Here is an 8,528-nt window from a genome sequence, read left to right as displayed (position 1 = left end):
AATGGCCCGCCGCGACAAAGTCGGCGACGCGCACCCGAAGATCGAGAGAATAGCAGTGACCCATGATCCACCTCCCGTTCCAGCAAGTGAATCACAGATCGCACCAGGCCAAAACCCAGGAGCCGAATTTCCAGTCCGGCGCTCTAGGAGCGTAAACCCCCTCGGCAGGCGCCTCCTTCAGTTTCTCCTCGGAGAGCCCTAGCGATTTCGTGATCGAAAAATACAGAGGTAGCCCTAGTCGCTCTTGGTTCTCGAATAAGAGATCATGCATATCCGAGAAATTCCGATGGTCTCCCGCGAACTCCGCGCTTTCCGCGTGTGGGTGAACCTCAGACAAGGGAAAATGTCGGAACACGAAAGCAAGCTGACGCCCCAAACTCTGCTTTATGGCTTTTTACGATAGGGTAAGCAACCCCACAATGCGGGCACTCATAATCCCCATATTCGACGAGAACCACCGGGGCGCGTATGTCACCTTGAATATGATCAGTGAGCGTGACTGGCACTTTCAATTCGGCCATGGCCTTTCTCCTCGTGCGATAATCGCTCTAATGCGTCAAGAATACCATCAGCTCCTGTGTTGACAGCAATTGGCGAGCGATAACTTCAGAAGATGACCCCATTCTTGTCGAGGAAAAAGAGTGCGCGCTCGAACGCGCCTTCCTTGTTCCGATAAGTTTCATATTGTTTGGCGACTGCGCCCTTAGGCTCGAAATCAGCCAGCAACGGGAAATGCAAATTACAATGTTCTACAAAAGCTTTGCGGAACCAGACGCCATTGACTGAAATTTCCAATATCTCAGCCCCATACTTTTGGAGCTCTGAACGGACTTGACTGTAGAGTACCATTTGGTCGCCACAAACAGGACTCCAATCGGCCGGATAGAAAGCCAGGATGACAAGCCTTCTACTAGACCCTTCAAGAGAGATGTCCTGATCAGGAATAACGCGGAAAGTAAATCCGAGGCCGGGAATTCTTGGAGAAAGGTTCTGAGACATTTTCCAATCCTCCTGCGCTCGTGTTTCGAGCACCTCGCTTCATTCGTTCACATCAATTAGAGGAGCATATGCTGATATCCATGTTCAGCAATCCTGAGGCAAGGCGTTCAGAACGCCCTGATTTAAATCAGCTCAAAAAATATTATCCGCCCTCATTCGCAGAGAAATATACGCACCGAGGCATAGATTTGATCTAGATCAAGGCATAGCCGGGGGAAAACTGAACAATTAAACCTGTTTTTCTATCGCGAAAGAATACACTTCAAAGCGCATACATATTACGAACTTCCGATCGACGCGAAGGCCTTTGCCCCCAAATTATATGGCTTGTGAAGTGGAAGAGAGATGGCCATGCCTACCATGAAGTCTCGCGGATTAGTCGCTGTCGGCGACGGGAGAAAGGCCCTTCTCCTGATCAATACTGGCACGGTGCTTCATCCTCAATTGGCGTTGAAACAAGTCCTGGAGGCTGGCGAAAATCCCCCAACTCACGAGCAGGGCACAGATCGTCCAGGCCGCTCCTTTCAAAGCATGGGAACCATGCGCAGCGCCGTGTCTCAAACGGATTGGCATGAGTTAACTGAGCGCCGGTTTGCCGAGAAGGTTGTGGCGGCTATTCAGACTATTCATCAATTACAGGAACTTAGGGAGTTGATGCTTGTCGCCCCGCCGCGCACTTTGTCATACCTACGACACGCCATGCCAGAGCAGATTAAGAAAATGATTGCCCTGGAGATCGACAAGGACCTTACCAATCTCCCAATCTCGGAAATTCAACGTAATTTGACTATTGTATGAAGTTTCGATTTCAAGGATGATTAGCAATCATCTCGGCCCTCGAATACTGCTAGTCGTTTACCTTATCACAGCATGTGTAATACGACTGATGCAGATCATGGCAACAACTTATCCATGCCTCACATTCAAAGAAGGGCATTTGTGCCCCCTTCGCTGCCTGAGCAAAAGGTTAGCTGAACAAGCACGCTGAAGGTGACATAAAAGGAGTGTGGAACTGGAATTCAAGTGGGATTCTGACATTGACGCAACCGATATTGGCGTGTCCGTAAAGAACGGCGCCGTTACGTTGACTGGCTTCGTCAAGAACTTCAATGAAGAATGGGAGGCAGAGTCCGACGCCAAGCGCGTGGCCGGCATCGTTGGGGTCGCCACTGACAGTGAAATATGTCCTCCCTACTCTTGCAGAGCTGCGTCACGCCTTGCCTTCAAGTCGATATCACTTCGATCGAAGCCTATACGTGCCAATTGATCGACCAGAGCGCAAAGATCTTCTAGACTGCGAGTAACTCCGACAACCTCCTGAACGCGCCAGGTCTCAAGCGTGACGTCTTTTTCTACAGGCCCGTCCGACATATCTGCACTTCTGAATTAACGAAGCTGGATATGAAATTATACACCGGCTGCTGACTATCAATCTGATTTAGATCGGCCAAAGCTACCTTACGATGAATGAGTTTCCTTGATCGCCGATAATATGTAACCCCCTTAATAGAAGGATTCCCATTTCCTAATACCTTTGATGTGCGGCAATCAAACTAATCTGTCCCAGAATTTTCATCGTAAAATTCGGATTGAGTAACTTGCTCTTCCCCGATCGCCTTGTCGATGACATCGATTGCGTCTTGGATGATTTTAAGATCCGTTGCGTAATCTATCGATACCCGATCAACGGATGCGACATCCTCAATAATAGCGCGCCTTCGATCAACCAGTCGCTTCCGGGCTTTGATAGCCATTTCGACGGGATCAGCCATGAGCTTGCGCTCCCAATCCAGAATGAGTTTCACCTACCTTGGCTAACGGACTCGATTTAACCTGACGCTCGATCGCCACATGAAATCAAGTCTAAGGTCTACACCTCAGGGCGCATTTGGATTTTGATAGAGGCGGCTCAATTCCAAGGCTGCCAGAGCGATAACTCCGAATCCAATGACGACGTGCACCAACATGGCACGGCGAACTCCAGAAAAGTCCAGAAGCCACGGAGATACTGTAATCCAAAGGCCGACAATCAAGTCGAGCCATTCTTCCCAATCATAAATCTGGGACACTGCCATTATCGCAATAAGCGCGGCAATTGCCCCGCTGAGCCAAGCATTCCATGCCGCGAGCGCCTCCCCTCTGAAGCCAAACACCCAGGGCGCAACGAAAAGGATACCACCAAGGATAATCATTATTATGTTGAGAGCTTTATCATTACGACTTTCCCAAAAGGGCATAGACACCTCCTATTAGGAAAAAACCTTCCCTCTATAAGGGATTTCCTGATTCTCATATGGAGCAGCAACCAAGATTTTGACGTAGATCAAATTGCGCTTAGTTATAAAAATTTCAACAAATAAATTTTGCTAAAACGTCTATTCAATCAATAGTTTGAATAGTTCAATTTTATATACGAACAATTACTAATACAATATATACTATTTATCAAACAATTTCTTTAATTTTATATCAGTTTTCAGCCAGATGGGCATTTGGTGTCCGCTGTTGATAAAGATCAATCCTCAATCCAGCAGGGCTGATAAATTGATGCCGTTGGAGAGCTCATTCTATGCAAGCTTCGGACATCATGATTACAGATGTCATTACGGTACGTCCTGATACGACGGTTGGGGAGACTGCGCGCATCTTACTCGAACATCGCATCAGCGGTGCGCCTGTAATCGACAGAAAGGGACATCTCGTTGGCATTGTCAGCGAAGGGGACTTGATGCGTCGTGCTGAGATCGGAACGGAAAAGCACCGTTCTTGGTGGCTGTCGCTTTTCAGCTCAACCGAATCCCAAGGAAGTGATTTCATCAAGGCGCATGCATTGCGGGTATCAGACGTGATGACAACCGACGTCGTCACCGCAAAGGAGGATACTGCGTTAAGCGAAGTCGCAACTTTACTTGAAAGAAATGGGATCAAGCGCGTTCCTATCATTCGCAATGACAGTATCATTGGCATCGTTAGCCGGGCGAATTTGCTACAGGCTTTTGCAAGCGTGAGAAATAATCGAGGCACGGGCTCAACTTTGGACGATCAAAATGTTCGAAGGATAGTTATCGATCATATACGCTCCCAGCCTTGGGGCATGCCATGGCTTTTGACTGTAACCGTTGACAATGGGACCGTTAATCTCTGGGGTCCCGTCAATTCGGACGCACAAGCCAAGGCAATTCGCATTGCAGCCGAAACTACCCCAGGTGTCAGAGGGGTAAGAGATAATCTTTATCGTTGGCCACTACGTGGAGCGATAGACTGATCTCTCTTCAATCTAACTCGCGTTTCTTGCAGATTTTGATGAGACCTGGACATCGGCTTGCATGCACTTTCTATTTTAATCATATGAGGAGACTTGCAATGTCGATGCTCAAAGTCATTGAAGTGCTCGCTGAATCAGACCAAGGCTGGGAAGATGCTGCGCGCAGAGCGGTGACAATAGCGTCGGCAACTGTCCGCAACATCCGCTCCATCTACATTAAAAGCTTCGAAGCCTCGGTCGGCGAAGAAGGCATCCGTTCCTTCCGGATCAATGCAAAAATAACCTTTGCACTTGAGCCTGAAACCGACTGATTGGGAATACCGATCGACTATGACTTTTATGATTTGCGCAGCAAAATGAAGCTAGAATATTTCTACTTTCTCGGACGGGTCACGAGCACATGCAGCGTTGAGTGGTTTGGGACCGATCGTTTCGCTACCAAGGAAAGGCAGATACACCGCGCCGCCCATATGACGCCATGACAGTCAGAGCACACTTTATTGCCTGCACCGTCCCGCGCCTGGAAGAAGCGCGAGAACCTGCCGATGCCGGCTGAGACGTCACGTTGCTCCTTCAGCTTTACCTGCATCTCGTAAAGACTAATATGCGAGGAGGTCGCAATCAGCCTCCAGAAAAAGTCGTGTATGCATCGAACCTGGAGTCTTTCGACTGCCCTGATGGCGAGCCGTCATCTCACCGACACGAGCGCGGCGCACCTACAGAATGGCGGTGGAGACGTTAACGCCATAACGGGCCGCGGTCTGCCGCATCGAGACGCTGTTCAACGCGGTCCTGATCACACAATCACGCATACCCTGACTGTATATTCGTGCCATGCCGGGCCTCCATGTCTGGGGATAAGCAGGCTACAACAGGCCTCAAAGCAGAAGCCCCTCTGCCTCGGAATAGCCGGGAAAGACTCTAGGCAGCGGCCTCATGAGTGCGAATTCAGATTGGGCTGATCCCAGCTTGATGGCAGCCAGGAAGCTCTCTGGGTTATTGTCCTACGGCAGATCATTGAGAAAGCGGGATCGCCTTTCGATAGGATCATGAGGGCCGAAGGGATGTGCCGGTGGAGATGAAGGCTCATCGGTTGGAATACCTTCAGGCGAAGGTCGTGGGATATCGCCCGGGCTCCGCGGTGGCAGATCTTGCGGACCATGATCAGGTACGGGCGGAGGATTTTTCAGCGGATCCGCAGGATTAGGAACAGGGATTGTTTTCTCTATGTCGAGAACAACCTCTCGTGAGCATTCAGGAAATGCTTTGCCCCAGAATAGAGGTGCATGCCCGATCTGAAGCACCAGAGAAAAAGGCATATTTCCCTCAAACATTGGACTTTCTGAGTATGCGCCCCTCACACGAATGAAATTATTACCGAGGATATTTTTGCTACGCGTGGAGACTACCAACCTCCAAACCTAAAAGAACTCAGAAAAAACCAATTGGTTTCACTTTAATTTCAATTTAATCTTTCTTCGATTCATCATGTTGTGACATAGGATGTTTTTCGTTATATAATATGATGCTCAAATCATCTACTAAGTCTTCTTCGAACATTATTTTCCGAAGCGGCGACTTTGAACGGACATATTTTTGCAATGTTCTAAAAACGTCGGTAGCTTGCCGTGTGCCCATGAGAACGCGAGTTTCCGTTATCGGCAAATCCAAGCGAGAGATCTTGATCGTGTCAGCGCGACGCTGCGAGCAGCGGCGGCCTGCGCGCACCGACTGCGGTCTGCGAGCACTTACCATAGAGACCACGGTTGGCCGGATCTGGCACTAAGGCATCTGTCAGCCCAATAACCGTTTCTGCGGCGCCCAGGACAATCGATCCATCCGGCGTCAATGCACCGGCTAAGCGGTTCAAGACTTCGGACTTCATCGAGCTATCGAAGTAAATCAGCACGTTGCGACAATACACAATGTCGAATGAACCAAGGTGACCAAAATCCTTGATCAAGTTGAGGGGCCGGAAGTCCACCATGTCACGGATTCGTGGCGCAATCTGCCATTGGTCGCCCACTTGCGAGAAGTACTTCAGAAGCAACTGGATTGAGAGCCCGCGCTGTACCTCGAACTGGTTATAAATACCCATCCTCGCCTTATTCAGAACCTCGATTGAGATATCCGTGGCCACGATCTCGATCCGCCAGCCAGAAAGACGAGATGACGCCTCATCGAGGAGCATGGCAAGAGAATAGGGTTCCTGCCCCGTTGATGCAGCAGCGCACCAGATGCGTAAGCGACGCGTCGTTGCGCGAGCCGCAAGGTATCGAGGCAATAGCACATCACGAAAAAGGTCGAACGGCGCCTTATCCCGAAAGAAGAAGGTTTCATTCGTCGTCATTGCCTCGATGACAGCACTCTCGAGAACGCAATCCCGACCGCCCTTGAGTCCAGTGACGAGAGTTGAGAGGCTATCCATCTTAAACCGTCGGCATACGGGGCTCAGCCGACTCTCGACGAGATAGCGTTTTTCAGGCTGCAGAGAAAGACCGGAGCGGGCTTTCAGGAATGCGCGGAGGAATTCGAAGTCGAGTTCGGTCATGAACGCGCTCCAGTAATATAATTTTTAAGCACACGTCCGATGGTATCAAGAGGGAGAACGTCTTGAGCGAGGCCAGCCTTGGCTACACTGCCGGGCATGCCCCAGACAATGCTGGTAGCCTCATCTTGAGCAAGGACGATACTGCCCGACCGAACTAAGTCACGTGCACCTTGAGTGCCGTCAGAACCCATGCCCGTCAGGATGACTGCAAGGGCAGAATCTCCAAAGACGCTCGCCGCATCACGAAAGAGGACATCGACAGCCGGCCGACAAAAATTTACCGGAGCACCGTCGTCAAGTCGTATGATCGGATGTCCGCGATCAATTGAGAGTCCCATGTGGCGCCCACCAGGTGCAATGAAGACTGTTCCTGCCTTGAGGGGCGCTCCATCAACAGGCTCGCAAGCATAGATCCCTGTTTGAGCGCTCAGATGCTCTGCAAACACCCCGGTAAACATAGCAGGCATATGTTGGACGATCAAAACCGGGATCCGCTTAATGACCGGGCCAAGTCCGACAAGCACCTGTTCCACAGCGCGAGGCCCGCCGGTGGAGGCGCCAATCAATAAACACCTTGGACGAGTGGTAGATGATCTTTTAGCCAGGTGGCCCGAGTCGACAGGAAGCGGCACTACAGCCAGTGGCGTCCGTCCATTGTCGGCCAGCACCCTGAGCTTCTCGATAAGATCCCGGCGAAAATCTTCGGACGTTGTCGCCTGCTTCTGCCCCTCGGGTTTAGCCAGATAATCGGCCGCGCCCAAAGAAAGACACTTCAACGAAATCTGGGCGTTGCGCCGGGTTAGCGTCGAAACGACAACCACTTTCATCTCGGGCCGCCTCTTAAGAAGCAAAGGCAATGCATCGACCCCATCCATTTCGGGCATTTCGAGATCGAGCAGCACAATGTCTGGCTCGAAGCGATCGAGAGCTTCGAGAGCTATGCGCCCGTTTGATGCAGTCGCAACGACGTCAAAGTTATCTTCTGTCAACCAGCGGGTAATAAGACCACGGACGACAACACTGTCATCGACAACCATGACACGCGTTCGCAGCTGGCTGGAAGGCTTTGTTTGAACTGCAGATAAAACAGTCATTGTTGAAATCCGATTCTTAAATCAATGCCTCGATCATCGGTGGCATATGGCACTATGCGAGGCCTACTTCCTGAAGCTTCGCAACCAGGATATCCCTATCGAAGGGTTTCATGATGTACTCATCGGCTCCGGCTTGAAGCGCGCGCGCAATATGGGCGACATCATTCTCGGTGGTGCAAAATAGTATCTTGGGCCTCGCGCCGCCCGGCAATTGGCGTAGATGCGTTAGGAACTCATAACCATCCATGATGGGCATGTTCCAATCCAGAAGCACCACATCCGGCATAGCAGATAGACACAACGACAGTGCCTCCTTGCCGTTCTCTGCTTCGGAAAGACTGAACGCCATGTCTTCTAGAATACGGCGCGCAACCTTTCGGATGACAGCGGAATCATCGACGATCAGGCAATGTTTCACAGACGTGGACTTCTCGATAAAGTAAGTTGACGTTGGGCCTCACAAGCTCTCAAGAACGTGCATGGCTGGCCCGGGGAAAAAGTGTCATTTTCGAGGCTGAGTAATAATGGGGCGATGATCTACAAAACGTTAAATCGGCCCAGCATCCTTCAAGAAAAACCCTCGGCCCGCCCCAGCGTCATGCAAGATGAGCCGCCGGGA

11 protein-coding genes are annotated in these 8,528 nt (G+C 50.6%); 4 read left to right on the top strand and 7 right to left on the bottom strand.

The genetic code is table 11. The features are described from left to right. Nucleotides 1-329 precede the first annotated feature (329 nt). Nucleotides 330-521 carry a thioredoxin domain-containing protein gene (locus tag AB4Y97_RS20690; protein ID WP_442000924.1) on the bottom strand — a complete coding sequence of 64 codons (192 nt, stop codon included), beginning with the start codon at nucleotides 519-521 and terminating at the stop codon, nucleotides 330-332. Nucleotides 522-606: 85 nt separating this feature from the next. Beyond that, nucleotides 607-999, bottom strand: a complete 393-nt coding sequence (locus tag AB4Y97_RS20685; protein ID WP_442000923.1) for a redoxin domain-containing protein — start codon at nucleotides 997-999, stop codon at nucleotides 607-609. 345 nt (nucleotides 1,000-1,344) lie between these two features. Between AB4Y97_RS20685 and AB4Y97_RS20680 the strand changes: the two genes are divergently transcribed. Together AB4Y97_RS20680 and AB4Y97_RS20675 are read left to right on the top strand one after the other, a co-directional pair. After that, complete coding sequence (locus AB4Y97_RS20680) at nucleotides 1,345-1,797, top strand: host attachment protein (RefSeq protein WP_442000922.1); 453 nt, start codon at nucleotides 1,345-1,347, stop codon at nucleotides 1,795-1,797. 208 nt (nucleotides 1,798-2,005) lie between these two features. Then, nucleotides 2,006-2,266 carry a BON domain-containing protein gene (locus AB4Y97_RS20675; RefSeq protein ID WP_442000921.1) on the top strand — a complete coding sequence of 87 codons (261 nt, stop codon included), beginning with the start codon at nucleotides 2,006-2,008 and terminating at the stop codon, nucleotides 2,264-2,266. 286 nt (nucleotides 2,267-2,552) lie between these two features. Here AB4Y97_RS20675 and AB4Y97_RS20670 read toward each other — a convergent pair whose 3' ends face one another. Next, nucleotides 2,553-2,771 (bottom strand): hypothetical protein, encoded by a 219-nt coding sequence (locus tag AB4Y97_RS20670; RefSeq protein ID WP_442000920.1) that lies wholly within the window; start codon nucleotides 2,769-2,771, stop codon nucleotides 2,553-2,555. 105 nt (nucleotides 2,772-2,876) lie between these two features. Then, a complete protein-coding gene (locus AB4Y97_RS20665) occupies nucleotides 2,877-3,236 on the bottom strand; it encodes an SPW repeat protein (RefSeq protein ID WP_442000919.1) in 360 nt (119 codons plus the stop codon). Between the two features lie 332 nt (nucleotides 3,237-3,568). Here AB4Y97_RS20665 and AB4Y97_RS20660 point away from each other — a divergent pair, with 332 nt between their 5' ends. Together AB4Y97_RS20660 and AB4Y97_RS20655 are read left to right on the top strand one after the other, a co-directional pair. Further along, nucleotides 3,569-4,264 (top strand): CBS domain-containing protein, encoded by a 696-nt coding sequence (locus tag AB4Y97_RS20660; RefSeq protein ID WP_442000918.1) that lies wholly within the window; start codon nucleotides 3,569-3,571, stop codon nucleotides 4,262-4,264. Nucleotides 4,265-4,362: 98 nt separating this feature from the next. Continuing rightward, nucleotides 4,363-4,575 (top strand): dodecin family protein, encoded by a 213-nt coding sequence (locus tag AB4Y97_RS20655; RefSeq protein ID WP_442000917.1) that lies wholly within the window; start codon nucleotides 4,363-4,365, stop codon nucleotides 4,573-4,575. 1,379 nt (nucleotides 4,576-5,954) lie between these two features. On the opposite strand, the gene AB4Y97_RS20650 is transcribed toward AB4Y97_RS20655, so the two are convergent. Genes AB4Y97_RS20650 through AB4Y97_RS20640 form a run of 3 tightly spaced genes read right to left on the bottom strand, consistent with a single transcriptional unit; the run spans nucleotide 5,955 to nucleotide 8,327 of the window. Continuing rightward, the gene (locus AB4Y97_RS20650) at nucleotides 5,955-6,815 is read right to left on the bottom strand and encodes a CheR family methyltransferase (RefSeq protein WP_442000916.1); all 861 of its coding nucleotides are present in this window, start codon (nucleotides 6,813-6,815) and stop codon (nucleotides 5,955-5,957) included. Beyond that, the gene (locus tag AB4Y97_RS20645) at nucleotides 6,812-7,909 is read right to left on the bottom strand and encodes a protein-glutamate methylesterase/protein-glutamine glutaminase (protein ID WP_442000915.1); all 1,098 of its coding nucleotides are present in this window, start codon (nucleotides 7,907-7,909) and stop codon (nucleotides 6,812-6,814) included. The genes AB4Y97_RS20650 and AB4Y97_RS20645 overlap by 4 nt, the downstream gene beginning before the upstream one ends. Before the next feature lie 52 nt (nucleotides 7,910-7,961). Next, nucleotides 7,962-8,327 (bottom strand): response regulator, encoded by a 366-nt coding sequence (locus tag AB4Y97_RS20640; RefSeq protein WP_442000914.1) that lies wholly within the window; start codon nucleotides 8,325-8,327, stop codon nucleotides 7,962-7,964. Nucleotides 8,328-8,528 lie beyond the last annotated feature (201 nt).

It is taken from the genome of Microvirga sp. 2TAF3, from assembly GCF_052114965.1.
Taxonomy (GTDB): domain Bacteria; phylum Pseudomonadota; class Alphaproteobacteria; order Rhizobiales; family Beijerinckiaceae; genus Microvirga.
This window is presented reverse-complemented; position numbering and strand designations above follow the sequence as displayed.

What these genes read in the sequence shown, in the direction of transcription:
- AB4Y97_RS20690 (WP_442000924.1), bottom strand. Translation starts at nt 521, where the DNA reads ATGGCCGAATTGAAAGTGCCAGTCACGCTCACTGATCATATTCAAGGT.
- AB4Y97_RS20685 (WP_442000923.1), bottom strand. Translation starts at nt 999, where the DNA reads ATGTCTCAGAACCTTTCTCCAAGAATTCCCGGCCTCGGATTTACTTTC.
- AB4Y97_RS20680 (WP_442000922.1), top strand. Translation starts at nt 1,345, where the DNA reads ATGGCCATGCCTACCATGAAGTCTCGCGGATTAGTCGCTGTCGGCGAC.
- AB4Y97_RS20670 (WP_442000920.1), bottom strand. Translation starts at nt 2,771, where the DNA reads ATGGCTGATCCCGTCGAAATGGCTATCAAAGCCCGGAAGCGACTGGTT.
- AB4Y97_RS20665 (WP_442000919.1), bottom strand. Translation starts at nt 3,236, where the DNA reads ATGCCCTTTTGGGAAAGTCGTAATGATAAAGCTCTCAACATAATAATG.
- AB4Y97_RS20660 (WP_442000918.1), top strand. Translation starts at nt 3,569, where the DNA reads ATGCAAGCTTCGGACATCATGATTACAGATGTCATTACGGTACGTCCT.
- AB4Y97_RS20655 (WP_442000917.1), top strand. Translation starts at nt 4,363, where the DNA reads ATGTCGATGCTCAAAGTCATTGAAGTGCTCGCTGAATCAGACCAAGGC.
- AB4Y97_RS20650 (WP_442000916.1), bottom strand. Translation starts at nt 6,815, where the DNA reads ATGACCGAACTCGACTTCGAATTCCTCCGCGCATTCCTGAAAGCCCGC.
- AB4Y97_RS20645 (WP_442000915.1), bottom strand. Translation starts at nt 7,909, where the DNA reads ATGACTGTTTTATCTGCAGTTCAAACAAAGCCTTCCAGCCAGCTGCGA.